We start from the raw sequence: 21,216 nt of genomic DNA, 5'->3' as shown, positions 1-21,216 counted from the left end.
TCGAGCCGAATCGAGCGCGCGAGTCGTCATCATCAGTGTCGAACTGTGCGGTCACATACCAGCCCCGCAAGACGTGCAGGGCTAGCTGACCGGCGTGTCCACAGAATCATCATCTTGAGCGTTGAACTCCATGGAATATCGCTCAGCCGAAGCGACGCAAGCCAGCCGGAAATCCACGCCAGCCAGCGTAGATGCCAGCAGGCCCGAGCTCCTCCTCGATGCGCAGCAGTTGGTTGTACTTCTCGACCCGATCTATCCGTGCTGGGGCCCCTGTCTTGATCAAGCCGGCATTCACCGCTACCGCGAGATCAGCAATGAAGGCATCGGCGGTCTCACCGCTCCGGTGCGAGATCACGGTCGCGTACCCATGCGTCTGAGCGAGATGGATTGCCTCGAGCGTTTCCGTCAGAGTCCCGATCTGGTTCGGCTTGACCAAGACCGCGTTGGCGACACCGAACAGGATACCCTGGCGAATCCGCTGCGGGTTCGTGACGAACAAGTCATCCCCGACGAGTTGCACACGCTGGCCGAGCCGGGCCGTCAAGCGCTGCCAATGATCCCAGTCGTCCTCCGCGAGCCCGTCCTCGATCGAAACGATCGGATACCGCTCGATCCACTCCGCCCAGAAGTCGATGAGTTCGTCCGGTGAAAGCGTGCGACCCTCGCCTGGCAAATGGTAGATTCCATCCCGATAGAGTTCGGTCATCGCTGGGTCCAGCGCCAGCACCACCTGCTCACCGATTCGGTAGCCAGCGCGATCGATCGCCAAGAGGATTACTTCGATCGCGTCCTGGTTACCCGGCAGACGCGGGGCATAGCCGCCCTCATCACCGATCGTGGTCGCAGCACCACGCTCCGCGAGCACCGATCGAAGAGCCTGGTAGATCTCGCTCGCCCAACGGATGGCCTCGGCGAAGGACGGTGCCCCGACCGGGACAACCATGAATTCCTGCATGTCGACACCGGAGCCTGCGGCATGCTTGCCGCCGTTCAAGATGTTCAGCATGGGGGTCGGGAGAAGATGAGCGTTCGGCCCTCCGAGGTAGCGGTAAAGCGGGAGTTGCACCGCAGCAGCCGCAGCGCGGGCGACCGCGAGCGAGACGCCGAGAAGCGCATTGGCACCCAAACGGCTCTTGTTCGGCGTGCCATCCAGTTCGATGAGTACTCGATCGATCGCACGTTGATCGAGCGCGTCCATTCCACAAATCGCCGAAGCGATCGGTCCATTGACGTGCTCGACCGCGCGCCGCACCCCCTTGCCAGCATAACGCGGCTCGCCATCGCGTAACTCCAGGGCCTCATGGCGCCCAGTCGAAGCACCGGACGGCACCGCTGCTCGTCCGACAGTCCCGCAGGAAAGTTGCACGTCCACTTCGACGGTCGGATTGCCACGCGAGTCGAGAATCTCCCGTGCCCGGACTGCTGCGATCGTCGTCTGGCTCATCGATTCGACCTCCTGTCTTACCCGTTTCTTTCGGGCGAAGTGTACCCGGCATCGGTGAACTCGACCCTCGCTTGACACGCGCCATCACGCATCCTTATGCTCAGGCCGCGTCCCGACGGGCGCGCCTGCGCGTGGATGAGCGCGACGACTCCGGAGCAGGAGGTATCCGTGAACACCGATCGGATCGAGGAACTGCGACAGCGTGCCAAACGAGAACTCCTGGCGATCACGACACAGGCTGCGCTCGCCGAATGGTACGCTCGATACCTCGGCCGACGCGGAGAGCTGACGCAACTTTTGCGAGCCTTGGGTACGCTGCCACCAGAACAACGGCCGATCATCGGGCGACTCGCCAATGAACTTCGGGATGAACTCCAAGCCGCCTACGAGGAACGCGAGCGCGAGGTACGCGAGATCGAGCTCGCCGCCCGCATCGCGGCGGAAGCGATCGATGTGACGCTTCCCGGCCGACGCCCGCGCATCGGGACACTCCACCCTGTTACGCAAATGATTCGCGAGGTAACCGACATCTTCGCCCATCTCGGCTTCCAGGTGGTCGAGGGTCCTGAAGTGGAATATGGCTCTTACGCGTTCGATGCGCTCAATATTCCACCGGAGCACCCGGCTCGCGACGTGTGGGACACGATCTTCATCGAGTCCGACCAAAAGGAGATCGTTCTGCGTCCGCATACTTCGCCGATGCAGATCCGCGTGATGGAGCGCCGAAAGCCACCGGTTCGCGTCGTGGTGCCCGGTCGTTGTTACCGGTACGAAGCGGTCGACGCGACGCATGAATGGCATTTCCACCAGATCGAGGGGCTCGCCGTCGATGAACAGATCACGATGGCTGATCTGAAAGGGACGTTGGCCGAGTTCGCACGCCAGCTTTTCGGTAAGGAACGACGCGTCCGCTTTCGCTGCGATTTTTTCCCCTTCGTCGAACCGGGGGTCGACTTCGCCATCGACTGCATGTTTTGCCGTGGCGAGGGCTGCCGAGTGTGCGGCCAAAGCGGGTGGATCGAGATCCTGGGTGCAGGGATGGTTCACCCGCAGGTACTCCGCAACGTCGGATACGATCCTGACCGGTATACCGGTTGGGCATTCGGCATGGGTGTCGAGAGACTGGTGATGCTTCGCTATGGTGTTCCTGATATCCGGTACTTCTACCAAGGCGATCTCCGCTTTCTTGCTCAGTTCGACCGCATACCGGTCTGATCGAGTCGAGAACGAAGGGCAGGCGCACCACCATGAAGGTTCCGATGCGCTGGCTCCAGGAATTGGTCGCGACCGACCGCTCTGCAGAGGAAATCGCCGAACGGCTTACGCTCGCCGGACTCGAGGTCGAGTCGATCGAGCGGATCGGTGCACATTGGGACAAGATCTACGTCGGTGTGGTCGAGAAGATCGAACCCCATCCGAATGCTGATCGACTCGTCTTGGCCACGGTCGATGCGGGAGCCCATCGTTTGACCGTGGTGACGGGAGCGCCGAATATCGCCGTCGGACAGAAGGTCGCGCTGGCTCTCGCCGGCGCAACGCTCTACGATGGCCACAGCGCAGAGCCCCGGCTAATCACGCTCAAACCTGCCACCATCCGCGGTGTCCGCTCGGAAGGAATGGTGTGTTCCGAGAAGGAACTCGGCCTTTCCGAGGAGCACGAGGGCATCCTGGTGCTGGATCCGGACGCTCCAGTCGGTATCCCGCTCCGTGACTATCTCGGTGACGAGATTCTGGAACTGTCCATCACACCGAATCGTGTCGACGCCTACTCGATAGTCGGGATCGCACGCGAGGTCGCTGCACTGACGAATTCACCGCTCCGGCTTCCCGAATTGGCACCGATCCAGGTCTCCGTCGACCCGACCCTCGCGACAGTCGAGGCGAGCGACCTCTGCCATCGCTTCGTCGGTATCGCACTCGAGGGAATCCGCGTCGCCCCCTCGCCGTGGTGGCTGCGCCGCCGACTCCAACTGGTCGGCCTTCGCCCGATCAACAACGTGGTGGATGTCACGAACTACGTCATGATCGAGTGGGGACAGCCGCAACATGCCTTCGACCGGTCCCGTCTGCGTGGCGGCCGCTTGATCGTGCGGCGAGCCCGGCCCGGTGAGGAAATCGAGACGCTCGATCACGTCCGTCGTCCACTCAACCCCGACATGCTCGTCATTGCCGACGCCGAGCGTCCAGTCGGGATCGCTGGCGTGATGGGCGGGCTCGAGAGCGAGATCAGCGACGAGACGACCGATGTCCTCTTGGAAACCGCGAATTTCGACATGCTCAGCATTCGACGCACCGCGCGTACGCTCCGGTTGCGGACCGAGGCCTCCGCTCGCTTCGAGCGCGGGCTCGATCCCAATCTTTGCTGGCCCGCCGCCCAGCGCGCGGTGCAATTGCTCAGCGTACTGGTTCCGACCTGCCGCGTCGTCGCGATGGTCGACCATTATCCGGTCCCGCGCCGACCGTGGCAGATCCGATTCCCGCGCAGCGAGATCCCTCGCCTCCTCGGAGTGGACTATCCGGACGAACGCGTGATCAGCGTCTTCGAAAGCTTGGGGCTTTCGGTCGAGCGTGGATGGGACAATGGGCGCTCAGTTTGGCTGGTCACAGTGCCAACGTATCGCAGCGACATTACGATTCCCGCTGACCTCGTCGAGGAGGCGGCACGCGTCATCGGTTACGACACCATTCCCGAACGTCTGCCGGTGGGACAAACCGTCCCCGTCGAAATCGATCCGGAATTGCGCCTCGTGCGCCAAATCCAAAACGGGCTCGTCGCTGCCGGCCTCCACGAAGTGATCACCTACCCGATGGTCGATGATCAAGCGCTCATGGCACTCACACCGTCGGGCGACCGGCTGCCGGAACGCATCGGCTTCTTCATACGGCCAACTCAAGAGTTCGTGCGAGCCCGCAATCCAATCCGGCCGGAATGGTCGATCATGCGACCGTCCATGTTACCGACGCTCTTGCGCAACGCTGCCGAACAGCTCAAATTCAATGAAGCGGTCGCCATCTTCGAGACAGGAAAAGTCTACCTACCGCGACAACGAGACGAATTGCCGGACGAGCGACGGGTAGTCGGCTGTCTGCTCGCGGGGCTCGCGACACCACGTGATCTCTACCAAGACGAGCGTCCGGTCGATTACTTCGATCTCAAGGGCATTCTCGAAACGATCCTGCCGAGGATCGGCGTCGCAGACGTGGCATTCTGCGCGCTCACGCATCCGACACTTCAACCCGGCCGGAGCGCCGAGATCCGCGCACGAGGACGTCCGATCGGCGTGCTGGGCGAAGTACTGGTGACCGTCACCGAACGGTTCGGGATCCCGCCACAGACGCGTGTCGTCGTAGCCGAAATCGATATCCCGGCGATCCTGGAGATCGGCCTGGCGCCCATCAGCGTCCGACCGGTTTCGCGCTATCAGCCTGTCGACCAGGACTTCGCGATCGTCGTCGACGAGTCGGTCCCGGCCGCCGATGTCGCGGCAGCCATTCGGGCTGCAGCAGGGCCGTTGGCCACAGAGATCAGGCTGTTCGACGTCTATCGTGGTCCAGCTATACCTCCCGGGAAGAAGAGCCTCGCGTTCCGAGTCATTTTCTCGGCTCCCGACCGCCCATTGAGCGAGGAGGAACTGCAGCGCCTGCGCGAACGGATCGAGCAACAGGTCCGTCGACGGGTCAAGGGAGAGTTCCGCCGGTGACCATTTACCAGCTCACCGAACCACCGCAACCCTTAGAACGCTTGCGCGGCATGCAAGACACCCCCCCTGCTCTTCATCGGCGGCGACAAGCGGTTTTGCACCGTATCGCTCGTGTGCTCGAGCGTCACGGATACGAATTCATCGAAACACCGATCTTGGAATCCACCGAACTCTTCCTTCGCAAGTCCGGTCCTGAACGGATCGCTCAGCTCTACGCCTTCAGCTTCCGGAATCGCGATATCGCCCTCCGTCCCGAGCACACGGCATCGATCCTTCGCTACTACGTGGAGTCGAGACAGAACGATCCCTTACCGCTGCGCTTCGCGTATGCGGGTCCTGTTTTCCGCTATGAGCGACCGCAAGCTGGGCGCACACGCCAATTCACCGAGATCGGGGGTGAACTGCTGGGTGCTCCGGGGCCGAGCGGGGACGCTGAGGTCATCCACCTCGCTGCTGAGATTCTCGAAGCAGTCGGGATCATGCCCCGTATCGTCATCGGGCACGTCGGTATCGTGCTGGACTATCTCGCTCATCTGCCCCTCCGGCAACGTGCGCGCGATTGGCTTCTTTGGAGCATGGAGCGACTGCGCAAGGGGCAAACGATCGACATCGAGAGCGAACTCCCGGCATTCGTCGATTCCACCGATATCGTGCAGATCACCCAGGAAGTGCGGACAAAACTCGCCTTGACCACGGAGGACCTGGAACGGTTGATTCTCGCACTGCTGCGAGAAGTCGGCGTGCCGATGACCGGTGCATCCCGCCAGCCCGAGGAGATCGTTCGCGGTGTCCTGGCAAAGCTCCAACGCAGCGCCGATCCTGACGCGTTGCGGCAAGCACTCGCTTTCGCCCGCGAACTGGCGTCCCTCTCGGGTCCGCCGGACGACGTACTCTCCGCGCTCCGCCGGATCGTCGAGCGCTACGGACTCAGTCCCGCACCACTGCAGCAAATCGACGAGGTGCTCGATCAGCTCGCCGCCTATGGACTGGAGACCGATCGGATCGTGCTCGCGCCAGGAATGGCACGCGGACTGCACTACTACACGGGCATCCTCTTCGAGATGTATTCCCAAACTGACGAGGGACTGCAACTGTGCGGCGGCGGCCGGTACGACGATCTCGCTCAGCTGCTCGGTGCCCGCCAGCCGCTCCCAGCGTGCGGCTTCGCCGGTGGCCTCGAACGGATCGCCGATGCTTCAGCCTTGCAGCCGAAGACCGAGCCACGCCTCCTCGTCACCGCGGCCGATCGCTCCGCCATTACAGCCGCCACGCGTTTCGCCGAGCAGCTACGAGCCAGCGGCGCGATCGTCGAACTGGACGTCCGTCAGCGGTCACTTTCTTCCAACCGTCGTTACGCCCGTCGGCGCGGCGTCACTGAAATCCTGATCGTCGACGCGACGGGTTCCGTTCGCCGTATCGATCTCTCCACCGAGGAATGACCTGATGGCCGAACCGCTCCGAATCGCCATCGCTTCCAAAGGAGAATACGAGCAAGCAACCTTGCGTTTCCTCGAGAGTGCTGGCCTCAGCGTGTGGCGGCCCAACCCACGTCAGTACGTCGGGCGACTGGCTGGCTTCGAGGACGTCGAGATTCTTTTTCAGCGTACGGCCGATATCGTCCAGCAGGTCGCCAGCGGGGGCGCTGACTTCGGTATCACCGGTTACGATCTTGTCGCCGAACTCGCCGGCGACGATCCCGATGTCCTCGTTGTCTTCGACGATCTCGGCTTCCGGCGCTGTCAGCTCGTCCTCGCCGTCCCCGAAAGCTGGCTGGACGTTACGACACTGGCTGACCTGGCCGACCTCGCTGTCGAGTGGAAGCGACGTGGGCGCACCATGCGTATCGCCACGAAGTTTCCCAATCTGACACGCGAATTCCTGTTGCGCAACGGCGTCAATTACTTCACGCTCGTCGAGGGACACGGCGCGCTCGAAATCGCTCCCGCGCTCGGCTACGCTGATTTGATCGCCGATCTCACCGAAACAGGCGTCACCTTGCGCGAAAATCGGCTCAGGGTACTGGAGGGTGGAGTCATTCTCCGCGCCCAGGCCTGCCTCATCGCGAGTCGGCGAGCGCTGCGGGCAGCACCGCAAAAACTGCAGCAGGCTCGCTCCATCATCGAGCTGATCGAGGCGCGTCTCCGCTCGCGACGCTATCGCCTCATCACAGCGAACATTCGCGGATCGAGCGAGGACGAGGTCGTCCGTCACGTCACGGCACACGCGGCAACGACCGGCGAGCGCGGACCGACCGTTGCGCGCGTCTACCCGAAGTTGGGTGAGGACGGTCCGGGTTGGTACGAAGTGACGATCATCGTTCCACAGCACCTCTTGCTGGAGGCTGTCGACCATCTGCGCTTGGCCGGAAGCTCGGGGATCACCGTGACTTCTCCCGAGTACGTTTTCGATTCCCGCTCCCATGCCTTCGCCCGCCTCTGCCAGGCCTTGGAGGAGAAAGCATGACGCGCACCATTCGCGTGATCGAGAGCATCGCTGAAGCCGAACGCTTCCTGTCCCGCTCCCGTCAAATGCCAACCCACCTCCCTGCCGCCGTGCAGGAACGCATCCGCGCCGTCTTCGGTGGCGATCTGACGCCGCTTCAGGTCGTCGAGCGAATCATCGACGATGTTCGTTCCCAGGGAGACGATGCTGTCCGCCGTTATACGCTCGCCTTCGATGGTGCTCATCTCGATACGTTTCTCGCCACTCCGGAAGAGTTCCTGCGAGCACGTCGAGCGATCACGCCTGAGCTCGAGGCAGCGCTCCGCTTCGCCCGCGACCGCATCGTGGCGTTTCATCGGCGAGCGATCCCGCGCTCCTGGATCGAGTTCGACGAAACGGGCGCCTTCGGACAGCTCGTGCGACCGGTCGATCGCGTCGGCATTTACGTGCCAGGCGGCCGAGCTCCGCTCCCCTCCTCGCTCCTCATGACCGCAATCCCGGCCCAACTAGCTGGTGTTCGTGACATTGTCGTCTGCACGCCACCAGGCCGCGACGGGACGATCTCGCCTGCTGTACTGGCCGCAGCGGAACTTCTCGGGATCGAACGCGTCTTCAAGATCGGCGGTGCCCAGGCGATCGCTGCACTGGCCTATGGCACACAGACGGTTCCAGCTGTCGATATCGTCGCCGGCCCGGGCAATCTCTTCGTCGTCCTCGCCAAAAGACTCGTGTACGGCGACGTCGGGATCGATCAGCTACCAGGGCCAACAGAAACATTGCTGATCGCTGACGAGCAGGCTGATCCGGTGCTCTGTGCGGCTGACTTGCTTGCCCAGGCTGAACACGATCCCCTGGCCTGCGCGATCTTGATCACTCCAGCGCGCACGCTTGCCCACAAAGTGGCGCAGGAACTGGAACGGCAGCTCCAGCAGCTGGACCGGAGCGAGATCGCTCGTGCTGCCTTGGAAGCGAATGGAGCCATCATCATCGTTCCTGATCTCGAGCGCGCCTTCGACCTGGCCAATCTCTTCGCGCCGGAACACCTCTGTCTGCTTGTCCGCGATCCCTGGCGCTATCTCGACCGGGTCCGTCATGCTGGTGGTGTCTTTCTCGGCGAGACTTCACCCGAGGTCATCGGCGATTACACCGCCGGCCCCAGTCACGTCATGCCGACCGGCCGGACCGCACGCTTCGCTTCACCTGTGACCGTACAGACGTTTCTGAAGGTGACGAGTCTCGTCGCGGTCGCACCGAAGGCGCTGGAACAGCTCGGAAGCCCCGCTCTTCAACTGGCCATGAGCGAGGGGCTCACTGCACATGCAGCTGCCATCGAGCATCGCCTGGAGCGCACGCGGCCTGATTGATTCAGGGTGGTGCCAACTGACGGAGCGCAGCGACGATACGCTCCTCGAGGGACGGGGCACGCCGCACCTCGGGATGCGTTGCGGCTTGCCGTGCCTCCTGCGCCGTATAGCCGAGCGCTTGGAGCGCGGCGACCAGTTCCTGGTCGATCGGCTCCCCCGCCTGCACCTCGGTGAGTGCAGGTAAGCGACCCCGCAACTCGAGCACGATGCGGCTGGCGGTCTTCTTCCCGATACCTGGTGCGCGAGCGAGTTCCTCGATCCGCTCTCCACGAATCCACTCGGTCAACCGATCCGGTGCTGCCAAGGAAAGTAAGTTCAATGCCCCACGTGGTCCGACGCCGCTCACAGCCAAGAGCGAAAGAAACAGCTCCAGCTCCGCTTCGGTCGCGAATCCGTAGAGCGCAAGCTCATCCTCGCGCACGATCAGGTGCGTGACCAACGACACCAGGTCTCCGGGCTCGCCGAGTTCTTGCAACGTGGTCGCTGACGTTTGGACGCGAAAGGTCACACCCTGAACGTCGACGAGAACTTCGCCAGAACGTTTCGCGACCAGCGTACCACGCACTCCCCGAATCACCGGGCATCCCTCTCGGAAGGGAGAGTCAGACGATAAACGCGTCGAGCGTTCTCGCTGAGAACGAGAACGAGTTCCTGTTCCGTCAAACCGCTTTCCCTTCGCACTCGTTCGAGAAAACGGCCTTGCTTCAAGACCGGAAAGTCGCTCGCAAATAGCACCCGTTCGACACCCACGAGGTCAACGACAACACGGAACACGGAAAACCGATAGAGATACGTGCTGGCAGCCGAGTCATAGACCAGATTGCGCGTCACCGCGGCAACCTCTGGCATGAGTTCGTAGAACGGCAAGCCTCCACCCCAATGGGCCGCCACGACGACTATCTCGGGAAAGCGTTCGAGGAAGCGCACAAAACGTTGCGGCCAGGCGGTCCCCTTTCCAGGATAGTCATGGCCCAGGGGCTCACTGACGTGAGCCATGATCGGTCGCCCTGCCGCACGGCATACTTCGACCATTTCGGTCAGCTGGTCGGGTTCTGACCAGTCGAAGCCTTGGGCATCCGCGTTCAGCTCCCCGATTCCGCACGCCCCGGCCGCAAAACTGCGGACCGCCTCCGCAGGAGCCGAGCGATGGTGCGGGACGACCGTCGCCAACCAGGCGATTCTCCCCCCGCTCGCACGGGAAGCTTCGGCTAGATAGTCGTTGTGATAGGCGCAGAGTCCTGAATCGGCCCAGGGAAAGCCAGCCGCAATCGAAATGTTTATTCCCGCCTCCTCCATCGAGTTGGCGAGTTCCTCCGCCGTGACGAGACGAGCCCGCGGGTTACCGTAGAGGAGTCCGAACCAACGGTCTCGCTCGCAGTATGCGGCCCGGCTTCGGACGATGTCCGGCGGGAAGATATGGACATGCGCATCGACGACCGGGATCATCCACCAGGGCCCAAGACGAGAATGACACCGATCAGAGCGATGAAGACGAGGAGACCGATGATCAACAGGACGATCATCCAGCGGCTGCTGGATTCCTCTGCAGCCGGCGACGGTTCGACCGGTAGATCGGCTGGCTTGAGCCAGGCGACGACTGCTGTTGCATTGTCTTGCGTGCCAGAGGCGAGTGCCTTTTCCACCAGTGTCCGAGCGGCACGTTCGGGCGACTCAGCGAGCACGACAGATGCGATCTCGTCGTCCTTTACCACATCGTGAACACCGTCGGTCGTGAGGACAATCCGATCATCGCTCATCAGCCGGACTTCGAAAATGTCGATATCGACGCGAGGTCGATAGCCGAGTGCCCGCGTGATCACATTCCGATACGAGCTCCCGCGTGCCTCGTCCGGCGTCAAGAGACCTGCCTCCACCTGCTCGGCTACCAGCGAGTGGTCACGCGTGATCTGGGTGGCACGACGCGCGCGCACGAGATACGCCCGACTGTCTCCCACATTGGCAACGGTCAGACTGTCGCCCCGGATCACCGCTGCCACTAACGTCGTTCCCATGAGATGCGTTTCGCCCTGCGGTTCCCATTCTCGATAGATTCGCTCGTTGGCAGCCCGGAAGGCTTGTTCCAGCCGTTTCGCGATCTCGGTTGGCTGGACAGGTGCAGCGTAGAACTGCGAGCGCAGCGTCTCCACCGCGAGCTGCGCAGCGACCTCACCACCGCGATACCCGCCCATCCCATCGGCTACGGCCAAAAGGACGCCACACTCCTGAGCCTCTGGCGAAGCCGGATCGGTGATCAGGACCGCATCCTCGTTCTGTTCGCGCACCGGTCCGGGATCGGTCGCAGCTCCGACCAACAGTGTGGTCTCTCGAATCCTTGTGCGGGTACTCACGATCGACCGCACCCTTCCGCTCGTCCGGACCAAGTATGTGCGGCCCTTTCGCTCCTCGCAACTCCGCTGCACTCTTGTGCGACCTGCACGATGAGTCGCGAGCGACCGTGACTCGTTCTGTCACATTGTTGTAACGACGAGCCACCATCAACGATCTATCATCCAAGTAGCGGGCAGCTTCACCCGCGGGAGGGAGTGCAACGATGCGACCCCAACCCGCCTCCGAACAGTGGCAGTGCGAGCTCATCGGCGAACTGATCCTGCGGTATTACTTCCTCCAGCCAGCTCCGACGCAGTGGGTCGCCGTCGGCTTGTTGGGAACGGAAACGGGTACGATCTTCCGCGTCGGTTGTGGCAGCGAGCCGGAGACTGCGCTGGTCGATCTCCGAGAGCGGCTGCTTGTTGCTCTCAGCGAACTCACGGAGCGATCGGTGCCCTCACGGCTGGTCAACTGCGCTGCCTGACAAGTCCGCGCCTCTGTTCAGGGCCCGGAACGTCGCTACCTCCGCTCATCGAGAAATCCCAGAGGGCTGTTCGACTCACCCGATTTTCCTCACTCTGGCGTGAACGTTCGACAACGATACGCGCGACATGGGATATCGCTCCCGAGAATCTGGTTTGCGCGGTACGACACGCGCGAGTTGCCTCGGCACGCGGCCAATTGCCTCACGTCCCCACTGGGCTGGCAGCCACCGAATGGCGCGGCGAGTACCCGCGCGCCGTCCTGCTCCTGATCGCGTCGCCGGAGACCGATGGTCCGACCGGTCGTCATCACACTGTTTCTGTTCAGCGCCCGAAATCCCCGATGCGCCGAACCGGTTCCCGTTCGGCGGACCGAGTTCTCACATCGGTGCCCAGGGCCGCAAGACCGAATTTGACGACCACTCACGAACGTTCGAACGACCGCGGAAGATTCACGAGGTATGAGTCACCCGGGCCGCCCCGGGACAGCAGTGCGCGGTTAGCCAGACATCGGTCACCCATCCAGGCTACACCAACGCACCAGAACGCTAGCCCCTGTAAGCGAACCAGAAGGGATCATCGGATGCCGACCGACCGCTCGAAACCGACCACCTTGCTGCAAGACAGGCACGAATGGAGGAAAACGTGGGTCACAGCTCGAACGGGTGGCACTCGATGCACGGGTCGTTCCCGCTGCTGCGTATCGAGAAGGCGGCCAGCGCGAGACTCAGTCGTCCGATCGGGCAGAAACGCTTTTCCCGCTCCAGTGCGCGGTTGTCACGCCGTGACGGGAACAGCTGGGTCGGCCAGCCGATAGCCGAGTCCCGGCCGGGTCTGGATGATGCGATGCGGCTCCTCGTCGTCGCGCAGTTTAGCCCGCAACCGGCTCACCCACGTGCGCAGGTAATAGGTCTCGCGAATGAACTCCGGCCCCCAGACATGACTGAGGAGTTCACTGTGGCGCACCACCCGACCGGGTTGACGGGCCAACTGTTCCAGGAGCGACCACTCGGTTCGGCTGAGTCGGACTTCCTGGCCATCGACGAAGACGCGTCGATTCGCCAGGTCGATCGTCACGCGATCGTATTGCAAGAGTGGTGACCGATCCACAGTTGGAGAGGTACGGCGCAGGACTGCCTCGATGCGCGCGACGAGTTCATCGAGATAAAACGGCTTGGCAACGAAGTCATCGGCACCCAACTCGAACCCTCGGATGCGATCGTCCGGAGCGGCGCGAGCGCTGACGATGATCACCGGCACGGCTGACCGCAGGCGGATATCCTGCAGTAATTCGAACCCGCAGCGATCCGGAAGCACGATATCCAGGAGCACGAGATCCGGCTCATGCCGATCGAGCGCGCCCAATGCCGCCTCTGCCGTCGCCGCGACGACGAGGCTGTAGCCGCGCGTCGTCAAGGTAGCCCGGAGCAAACGCTGGATGACCGGATCACCGTCGACGAGAAGGACGAGTCGCCTCCGCATGCCAACCCCCCATCACCCCGGCAATCGATACCGGGACAGGATCGTCCCCGTTGTCGACCTGATCCGCAGCGATTCCATCGTAGTCGCTTCTGTGCTGCTCGTCAAGAAGTCTCCTGCTCGTTCTTCCACAGCGCCGACGGTGCACGACTCCATCGTGCGATTCCGGCAACGATGATCACTGACCGATCACTTCCCGGCTCCGCTTCCCGACACGGCTTTTTGCTCGCTGTCATCGGCACGGTCGGGTGACCCGATTTCCCGGTGCTGAGGAGCGCATCCCGGTCGACCGATACAACCCATTTCTGGAGCAGCGCTCAGTCGGGACGAGCGGCATCATGCCCTGGTACAGCCAGACACGACGCAACTCGAGGAAATCAAAGGTATCGCGTCGTCCCCCTTATTCCCTGACGTGCTACCATCGGGCTTGCAGCCTGCTCGAGTACGAGTCATACTTCGCCGGGAACGAAGGACAGCGTTGTGAACGATCCGGACCGATCGACCTTACCCAACGAGCAGCAGATCGCGAGTCGATTGGCGGGTGCCCGCGAGCAACTTGCCATCTTGACCGAAGCGCTCCGCACGCGACGTCCGGTTCTCGCCGAGGCTGCCGCCTGCGCCGTGATCGACCAAGCACTCAAGACAGTCACGGCAGCCCTGCACGGTTTCAATCTTTTGCTTCCCCAACCGCTTCCGGCCGAACGAGTGAGTTGGCGAAACCTCCGGGCTCGCTTTGTTGCTGTGCAGGTAGAGAGTGCGGTGTTGGACCTCATCGAAGAACAGCTCAGGCCGCGTTCCGGTTGGCTGTGGTGGCTCGACCGGAAAGAGCATGCCAGCACCTTCGCCCCGCTCCTCCGCTTCGACAGCGAGGCTGGATCAGTGGCGATCTGGCGCGACCCGCTCGATCCTACTGCCGGTGTGGAGTCGGGAGCTCCGGAAGACTATTTAGCGACCGTTCTGCAGCGAATCGAAGAACTGACGCGCGAAATCGGGCGCCTTGCCCGCAAGGATGCCGAGGCATACCGGCAGGCAGCTCGACGGCAACCCGGGAGAATGCTGTGATTCCTCACGCAACCGATGTCAATCGCGAAGAACCCGCGCGCCAGAGTGCTCACCGTCCGATAGACTTCCTTTCTTCGTTCTGCCGATAGCGCGATCGGTGAGCCGACGTTCTTGTCGCGCACGGACCCGTTTTCAGTGAGGCACGCGACATGGGTCGCGGCGACGGAGGAACTCGCACCCTGATCGCGGGAGCGGGCAGGCGCTCTGCCGCTGACATACTCGATCACACCGCGAGCAACCCTTGACACGAGAGCGATCGTCTGCTAGTCTGAGACCGAGTGCGAAGCCTCAGGAGGGCCAGCAGGTGGATGCACCGGATCGCAATCGGATGAAGCTGATGACACGGGGCCAGCTTGGCGTGTCCTGCTGGGAACCTCTCATTGTGCGGCGTTCGCTCAGCACCATTCTCTCCGTCGTACTCGTAGTACTCGTACTTACGAGCCTGCTGCTGGTGGGAGGCTGAGCGAGCGCGATCCAATAACCAACAAGGAACGAAGCGTCTCGCGAGCCTCCCCCAGCGGGAGGCTCGCGATGTATCGACGACTGTCGAGAAGGGAGGGCGAACTGATGGCGATCGAGACGAAGGAACGACGAACGGTCGAGGAAGAGCCACAACGCGAACCGCAACTCGGTGCGCACTTGGTGATGCAGGCGCTGGTTCGCGAAGGGGTGGAAGTGATCTTCGGTTATCCCGGTGGGGCGATCCTCCCCGTCTACGATGCATTGCCGAGTTATCCGATCCATCATGTGCTCGTCCGTCATGAACAGTCGGCAGCGTTTGCCGCTGATGGCTACGCTCGGGCAACCGGCAAAGTCGGCGTTTGTATGGCAACCTCTGGCCCCGGCGCCACCAACCTCGTCACTGGGATCGCTAACGCGATGATGGATTCCATTCCCATCGTGGCGATCACGGGACAAGTGCCACAAAGCGTGATCGGGATGGACGCATTTCAAGAGACGGACATCACGGGGATCACCCTGCCCATCACCAAGTACAACATGGTCATCCGGAGTGTCGAAGAGATCGGGCCAGCCATTCAGAAAGCCTTTTACCTCGCGCGCAGCGGTCGGCCAGGGCCGGTTCTGATCGATATTCCCAAGGACGTGCAGCTGGCCAAGGGGTATTTGGCCCCCAGACAGGAATTGCATCTGCCTGGTTACCGACCGACCATCGTGCCGCATCGCCGACAAATCCGGCGGGCAGCGGAACTCATCCGGCAAGCCGAGCGCCCGCTCATCCTTGCCGGTCACGGCATCATCATCAGCGGTGCCACCGAAGAACTCGTTCGGTTCGCCGAACGGACACAGATTCCCGTCGGCTTGACACTCCTCGGGATCAGCGGTTTTCCCGCCTCTCACCCGCTCTGTCTCGGCATGGTCGGCATGCACGGACTCGCGCACGCCAATCGAGCGATCCACGAAGCGGACCTCATCATCGGCATCGGCATGCGTTTCGATGACCGCGTGACGGGTCGACCGAGCGAATTCGCGCCACACGCGAAGATCATCCATATCGATATCGACCCTGCGGAAATCGGCAAAGTCCTCAAGACCGAAGTGCCGGTGGTGGGCGATGCCCGCGAGGCCCTGCGGTTGTTGCTCGAGGAACTCGAACCGCTCGAGCACGACGACTGGCTCAGCGCGATCCGCAGTTGGTACCGACCGATCCGCACCGAGCCCTCGGGACCCGACGGAGCTCTGCAGCCGCAATACGTGATCGCCCGGCTCCATGCCCTAACCGAGGGAAAGGCGATCGTGACGACCGACGTCGGTCAGCATCAGATGTGGACGGCCCAGCTCTACCGCTGCGACATTCCCAAACAGTGGATCAGCTCGGGCGGATTGGGTGCTATGGGCTTCGGTGTGCCGTCAGCGATGGGCGCAGCGATCGGGCGACCGGATGCCGAAGTGTGGGCGGTTGTCGGCGACGGCGGCGTCCAGATGACGCTCAACGAGTTCGCCACGCTCGTGGACGAGCAACTCAACGTCAAAGTGGCCATTATCAACAACGGGTATCTCGGTATGGTACGGCAATGGCAACAGTTGTTCCACAACCGCAATTACTCCGAGACGCCCATCTCCAGCCCGGACTACGTTTTGCTGGGCCAGGCCTACCGCATGGCGGCCCGTCGCGTGACACGACCTGCTGAGGTCGACGACGCGATCACTTGGGCACGCTCGTTCCGCGGCCCAGCTCTCATCGAGTTCGTGGTGAACCAGGAAGAGAACGTGTTCCCGATGATTCCATCGGGGGGATCGTTCCGCGACATGATCGACGATTACCGGATCGAGGGGGAATGGTGAGCGTGCGGAGCCATACGCTGGTCGTCTTGGTCGAAGACAAGCCGGGTGTCATGAACCGGATCGTCAGCCTGTTCCGCCAGCGCGGATTCAATATCGACTCGATCGCCGTCGGCCACTCGGAGACGCCCGGCTTGTCCCGTATCACGCTCGTCGCGCAGGGTGACGATCGCAAGATCGAACAACTGGTCAAACAGCTGTACAAGATCCTCGAAGTGATCAAGATTACCGATGTGACGGACGAAAACTTGATTCAACGCGAACTCGCCTTGATCAAGGTCACAGCGACGGACCGGAATCGTAGCGACATCATGCGCTTGGTCACGGACGTCTATCAGGCGCGCATCGTGGACGCGACTCCCGATTCGCTCATCGTCGAGGTCACCGGACCACCGGATAAGATCGATTCTTTGATTACGATGGTGCGGTCTTACGGGATCAAGGAGATCGCCCGCTCCGGCGTCATCGCCATGGCCCGCGGTGCGCGAGTGGTTGCGACAACTCCACAGCCCGTTGTAGCATGAGACATGGAGACTCGGTTATCGAGCAGTTGGAGGGTAAAGAGACCGATGGCGACAATCTATTACGACTCGGATGCCGATCTCGCGTACCTCGCTGGCAAGACTGTCGCCGTTTTGGGTTATGGAAGTCAGGGTCACGCCCATGCCCAGAACTTACGTGACAGTGGCGTCCAGGTGGTGGTCGGCCTGCACGAGGGAAGCCGCAGCCGCGAGCGAGCAAAGTCCGACGGCTTCGAGGTTCTCACTCCACGCGAAGCGGCCGCTCGTGGCGACATTATCTCCATGCTGATGCCTGACCACGTCCAGAAGGGCGTCTACGAGGAGAGCGTTGCGCCGGAGCTCCGTCCAGGAAAACTCCTCATGTTCGCTCATGGTTTTAACATTCACTATGGGCGCATCGTGCCGCCGCCGGACGTCGATGTCGCGATGGTCGCACCGAAGAGCCCAGGGCACATCTTGCGCGATCTGTATGTCCAGGGGATCGGCGTACCCGCACTCGTTGCCGTCCACCAGGACGCCAGTGGCCAGGCCAAGCAGATCGCGCTGGCGTATGCGAAGGGGCTCGGCTGCACCAAAGCAGGTGTCATCGAGACAACGTTCAAAGAAGAGACGGAGACTGACCTCTTCGGCGAACAAGCGGTACTCTGTGGTGGCGTCAGTCACCTGATCCAAGCCGGCTTCGAGACGCTGGTCGAAGCAGGATACCAGCCGGAGGTGGCCTACTTCGAGGTCCTGAACGAACTCAAGCTGATCGTCGATCTGATCTACGAGGGCGGCCTCAAGTTCATGCGCTACTCGGTCAGCGATACCGCGGAGTATGGTGACTACGTGAGCGGCCCCAAAGTCATCGACGACCATGTGCGCGAAACGATGCACAAGCTCCTGCAGGATATCCAGACGGGACGTTTCGCTCAGCAATGGATCGCCGAGAACGAGGCTGGTCGTCCTAACTTCTACCGAATGCGCCAGGAGCATCTGCAACACCCGATCGAGGAAGTGGGTGACCGCCTCCGAGCGATGATGCCCTGGCTCAAGCGACGCGAAATTCCGTCCTGACAACCGAACCCACCGGAAACAGGAAGGGGTATTCGGCGAGCGGTCGAATACCCCATGCCCTTCTCCGTGGGTATCATTTGCTATACTGTCGGTGTTGTGCGTGGAAGCGCTGAGCGCCTGAAGATCGGGGGATTTACAAAACGATGGCGTTGTACAAGGCGCAAAAGGCAGCGATCATCGAACAGTTCCGTCAGCATGAGAACGACACCGGTTCGACCGAAGTGCAAGTCGCGCTGCTGACCGAACGGATCAACATCCTGACCGAGCACCTGCGCGAGCACAAGCATGACTATCATTCCCGGCGTGGACTGATGAAGCTGGTCGGTCAACGCCGACGCCTGCTGCGGTACTTGAAGCGGACCGATGCGCAACGATACCAGGCACTCATCCAACGACTCGGGCTCCGCGGATAATCGCGGCGTCGATCATAACCATTCCGGCTCGGTCGGTACCGGCCGGGTACCGCAGCGTACCCAGCGCGACGTCGATCCGTGCCTTCTCGCGATGGCCCAGGGTGTTGTCCCCTGGGCCATCTCATTGCAGCGAGCGAGAGCACGACTGTGCGTTGTCACGATACGATCACGAACGGAGGAGAGTGGGAGCCATGCCACCGATCATCCATGAGCGCTCCATCGAGATTGCCGGTCGTCTCCTGACGATCGAAACTGGCCGGGTAGCGGAGCAAGCTGATGGTGCCGTCCTCGTGCGCTACGGCGAAACCGTCGTCTTGACGACGGTGGTCGGCGCAAAACAGCCGGTCGAAGGAATCGACTTCTTCCCCTTGACGGTCGAGTACGAAGAGAAAATGTACGCCGCTGGCAAAATACCCGGCGGCTTCTTCAGACGCGAGGGTAAGCCATCCGAGGCCGCGATTCTCGCCGCCCGGCTCACCGACCGCCCGATCCGTCCCCTGTTTCCCAAAGGCTATCGGAACGAGGTCCAAGTCATTTCGACGGTTCTCTCTGCCGATCAAGAGAACGAACCAGATGTCCTCTCCATCATCGGTGCGTCAGCTGCCCTCACTTTGTCCGACATCCCTTGGTACGGGCCAGTCGGTGCCGTCCGAATCGGCGAACTCGATGGTGAGTTAGTGATCAACCCAACGAGCCATCAGCTCCTCGAAAGCCGGATGGACATCGTTGTCGCTGGCACGGCCGATGCCATCCTGATGGTCGAAGGGCAGGCGAACGAGATCTCGGAAGACCGCTTTATCGAAGCTGTTGTCCGAGCGCATCAGGAGATCAAGCGGATCGTTGCTGTGCAGCTCGAACTCCAGGCTGTGGCTGGCAAACCGAAACGAGAATTCGTGCCACCGCAAGAAAATGTCGAGCTCAAACAGCAGATCGCCGACTATCTCGGTGATCGGCTGCGTGAGGCTGTCTTCAATCCAGACAAGACACTGCGTGTCCAGGCGACCGCTGCACTGCGCGAGGAAGTCATCGCTCACTTCGTTCCGAACGAACCACTGGCCATTGGCACTCCCCAGTCTGGTCTCCCGACCGCAAAGGAAGTGGGCGACTTGTTCGATTCCCTGGTCAAGGAACTGGTGCGCCGCACGATCCTCGAACAGGGCGAACGCCCCGATGGTCGCAAGCCGGACGAAATCCGCGAGATCTGGATCCAGGTCGGTCTGCTTCCGCGACCGCATGGCTCTGCACTGTTCACGCGCGGCCAAACGCAAGTCCTCACGGTCTGTACGCTGGGAACCAAAGAAGAGGAACAATTCCTCGATTCCCTGGGAATCGAGGAAACCAAGCGCTACATGCACCACTACAACTTTCCACCCTTCAGCACTGGTGAAATCCGGCGGCTGCGTGGTCCGAGCAGGCGAGACATCGGCCACGGCGCTCTGGCCGAGCGCGCTCTTCTGGCTGTCCTACCGAGCGAAGACGAATTTCCTTACACGATGCGACTCGTCTCGGAAGTTCTCAGCTCCAACGGCTCGACCTCGATGGCCAGCGTCTGCGGCTCCAGTCTCGCCTTGATGGATGCCGGTGTCCCTATCCGCAAGCCGGTCGCCGGCGTCGCGATGGGACTCGTTACCGATCAGACGACCGGCCGCTACACCATTCTCACTGACATCCAGGGAATCGAAGATGCCCTCGGCGACATGGACTTCAAGGTTGCAGGCACGCGCGACGGAATCACCGCCATTCAAATGGATATCAAGGTGATGGGAATCACTCCCGAGATCATGCGCGACGCGCTCGAGCAAGCGCGCCGCGGTCGTCTCTTCATCCTCGACAAGATGTCCGAGGTGATCGACGCCCCCCGTCCGGAGATGTCGCCGTATGCACCACGCATCCTGCGGATCAAGATCAAGCCCGAACAGATCGGCGAAGTGATCGGGCCGGGCGGACGAGTCATCCGCGCCATCCAGGAGCAAACCGGAACCAAGATCTCGATCGAAGAGGATGGCACTGTCTTCATCAGTGCTGCCAACGAGGACGCTGCGCGACGCGCTGTTCGGGAAATCGAGCGGCTCACCCGGGTGCCGGAGGTCGGCGAAATCTTCTACGGCCGCGTGGTCACCATCATCCCCTCCGGCGCCTTCGTCGAGATCCTTCCCGGCAAGGACGGCTTCCTCCACATTTCAGAGATCGCTCCCGAGCGGGTCCGCTCAGTGGAGGATGTCCTCAAGGTCGGACAAGAGATCAACGTCATGGTCATCGGTGTCCGCCCGGACGGCAAGATCAACCTTTCCCGCAAAGCTCTCCTGGAGAAGGAAGCGGCAGAACGTGCCGCCACAGCACAAGCACCAGCCGATGGGCGAAGCCACCAGCCGCGAGCACCTCAGCGGCCGAGTGGAACGGCTCAGCCTGAGCGACGCCCTGGTCCTCCAACACCCCGGCGACCGGAACAGCGTGGTCCGAGCCGCCCACCACGACCACAAGCTCAGCGTTCCACCCCACCACCTGGTCAATACCGCATCGGAGACCGCCTCAAGGAACTTCTGGGGGAAGACGAACCGAATTGACCCACCTTCCCACGCCGGGCTCGTCGTGCCTACTCGCCCAGCAATGACGAGCCCGGCGC

At 61.9% G+C, this 21,216-nt stretch carries 17 protein-coding genes; 12 read left to right on the top strand and 5 right to left on the bottom strand.

Going from position 1 to position 21,216, the window contains the following annotated elements:
• Positions 1-142: 142 nt before the first annotated feature.
• The gene (gene eno, locus TRD_RS02930; protein ID WP_012642038.1) at positions 143-1,444 is read right to left on the bottom strand and encodes a phosphopyruvate hydratase; all 1,302 of its coding nucleotides are present in this window, start codon (positions 1,442-1,444) and stop codon (positions 143-145) included.
• Between the two features lie 135 nt (positions 1,445-1,579).
• Between eno and pheS the strand changes: the two genes are divergently transcribed.
• Genes pheS through hisD form a run of 5 tightly spaced genes read left to right on the top strand, consistent with a single transcriptional unit; the run spans position 1,580 to position 8,951 of the window.
• A complete protein-coding gene (gene pheS / locus TRD_RS02925; protein WP_012642037.1) occupies positions 1,580-2,659 on the top strand; it encodes a phenylalanine--tRNA ligase subunit alpha in 1,080 nt (359 codons plus the stop codon).
• 32 nt (positions 2,660-2,691) lie between these two features.
• On the top strand, positions 2,692-5,145 hold the full coding sequence (pheT, locus tag TRD_RS02920) for a phenylalanine--tRNA ligase subunit beta (protein ID WP_012642036.1): 2,454 nt from the start codon (positions 2,692-2,694) through the stop codon (positions 5,143-5,145).
• Positions 5,142-6,584, top strand: a complete 1,443-nt coding sequence (locus TRD_RS02915; RefSeq protein WP_012642035.1) for a histidine--tRNA ligase — start codon at positions 5,142-5,144, stop codon at positions 6,582-6,584. The genes pheT and TRD_RS02915 overlap by 4 nt, the downstream gene beginning before the upstream one ends.
• 4 nt (positions 6,585-6,588) lie before the next feature.
• On the top strand, positions 6,589-7,608 hold the full coding sequence (gene hisG / locus TRD_RS02910; protein ID WP_012642034.1) for an ATP phosphoribosyltransferase: 1,020 nt from the start codon (positions 6,589-6,591) through the stop codon (positions 7,606-7,608).
• Positions 7,605-8,951, top strand: coding sequence for a histidinol dehydrogenase (gene hisD / locus TRD_RS02905; protein ID WP_012642033.1), 1,347 nt, complete (start codon positions 7,605-7,607; stop codon positions 8,949-8,951). The genes hisG and hisD overlap by 4 nt, the downstream gene beginning before the upstream one ends.
• 1 nt (position 8,952) lies before the next feature.
• Here the strand turns inward: hisD and ruvA are convergent, their stop codons facing one another.
• Genes ruvA through TRD_RS02890 form a run of 3 tightly spaced genes read right to left on the bottom strand, consistent with a single transcriptional unit; the run spans position 8,953 to position 11,299 of the window.
• A complete protein-coding gene (gene ruvA, locus TRD_RS02900) occupies positions 8,953-9,528 on the bottom strand; it encodes a Holliday junction branch migration protein RuvA (protein ID WP_012642032.1) in 576 nt (191 codons plus the stop codon).
• On the bottom strand, positions 9,525-10,397 hold the full coding sequence (locus tag TRD_RS02895; RefSeq protein ID WP_012642031.1) for an amidohydrolase family protein: 873 nt from the start codon (positions 10,395-10,397) through the stop codon (positions 9,525-9,527). The genes ruvA and TRD_RS02895 overlap by 4 nt, the downstream gene beginning before the upstream one ends.
• Positions 10,394-11,299, bottom strand: a complete 906-nt coding sequence (locus TRD_RS02890) for a Stp1/IreP family PP2C-type Ser/Thr phosphatase (protein ID WP_226980716.1) — start codon at positions 11,297-11,299, stop codon at positions 10,394-10,396. The genes TRD_RS02895 and TRD_RS02890 overlap by 4 nt, the downstream gene beginning before the upstream one ends.
• 203 nt (positions 11,300-11,502) lie before the next feature.
• Between TRD_RS02890 and TRD_RS02885 the strand changes: the two genes are divergently transcribed.
• Complete coding sequence (locus TRD_RS02885; RefSeq protein WP_012642029.1) at positions 11,503-11,763, top strand: hypothetical protein; 261 nt, start codon at positions 11,503-11,505, stop codon at positions 11,761-11,763.
• A 775-nt stretch (positions 11,764-12,538) separates the two neighbouring features.
• Here the strand turns inward: TRD_RS02885 and TRD_RS02880 are convergent.
• Entirely contained in the window at positions 12,539-13,243 is a 705-nt protein-coding gene (locus TRD_RS02880) for a response regulator transcription factor (RefSeq protein WP_012642027.1), read from the bottom strand.
• A gap of 477 nt (positions 13,244-13,720) precedes the next feature.
• Here TRD_RS02880 and TRD_RS02875 point away from each other — a divergent pair, with 477 nt between their 5' ends.
• From TRD_RS02875 to TRD_RS02850, 6 genes are all read left to right on the top strand, one after another.
• Complete coding sequence (locus TRD_RS02875) at positions 13,721-14,302, top strand: hypothetical protein (protein ID WP_012642025.1); 582 nt, start codon at positions 13,721-13,723, stop codon at positions 14,300-14,302.
• Between the two features lie 567 nt (positions 14,303-14,869).
• Entirely contained in the window at positions 14,870-16,606 is a 1,737-nt protein-coding gene (ilvB, locus tag TRD_RS02870) for a biosynthetic-type acetolactate synthase large subunit (protein WP_143714609.1), read from the top strand.
• Entirely contained in the window at positions 16,600-17,127 is a 528-nt protein-coding gene (ilvN, locus tag TRD_RS02865) for an acetolactate synthase small subunit (RefSeq protein ID WP_012642022.1), read from the top strand. The genes ilvB and ilvN overlap by 7 nt, the downstream gene beginning before the upstream one ends.
• Positions 17,128-17,172: 45 nt before the next feature.
• The gene (ilvC, locus tag TRD_RS02860; protein WP_012642021.1) at positions 17,173-18,180 is read left to right on the top strand and encodes a ketol-acid reductoisomerase; all 1,008 of its coding nucleotides are present in this window, start codon (positions 17,173-17,175) and stop codon (positions 18,178-18,180) included.
• Positions 18,181-18,323: 143 nt separating this feature from the next.
• The gene (gene rpsO, locus TRD_RS02855) at positions 18,324-18,593 is read left to right on the top strand and encodes a 30S ribosomal protein S15 (protein ID WP_012642020.1); all 270 of its coding nucleotides are present in this window, start codon (positions 18,324-18,326) and stop codon (positions 18,591-18,593) included.
• Between the two features lie 191 nt (positions 18,594-18,784).
• Positions 18,785-21,157 (top strand): polyribonucleotide nucleotidyltransferase, encoded by a 2,373-nt coding sequence (locus tag TRD_RS02850; protein WP_012642019.1) that lies wholly within the window; start codon positions 18,785-18,787, stop codon positions 21,155-21,157.
• Positions 21,158-21,216 lie beyond the last annotated feature (59 nt).

The organism is Thermomicrobium roseum DSM 5159 (genome assembly GCF_000021685.1).
Taxonomy (GTDB): domain Bacteria; phylum Chloroflexota; class Chloroflexia; order Thermomicrobiales; family Thermomicrobiaceae; genus Thermomicrobium; species Thermomicrobium roseum.
Note: the sequence above shows the minus strand (reverse complement) of the source record. Positions and strands in the feature narration are given on the sequence as shown.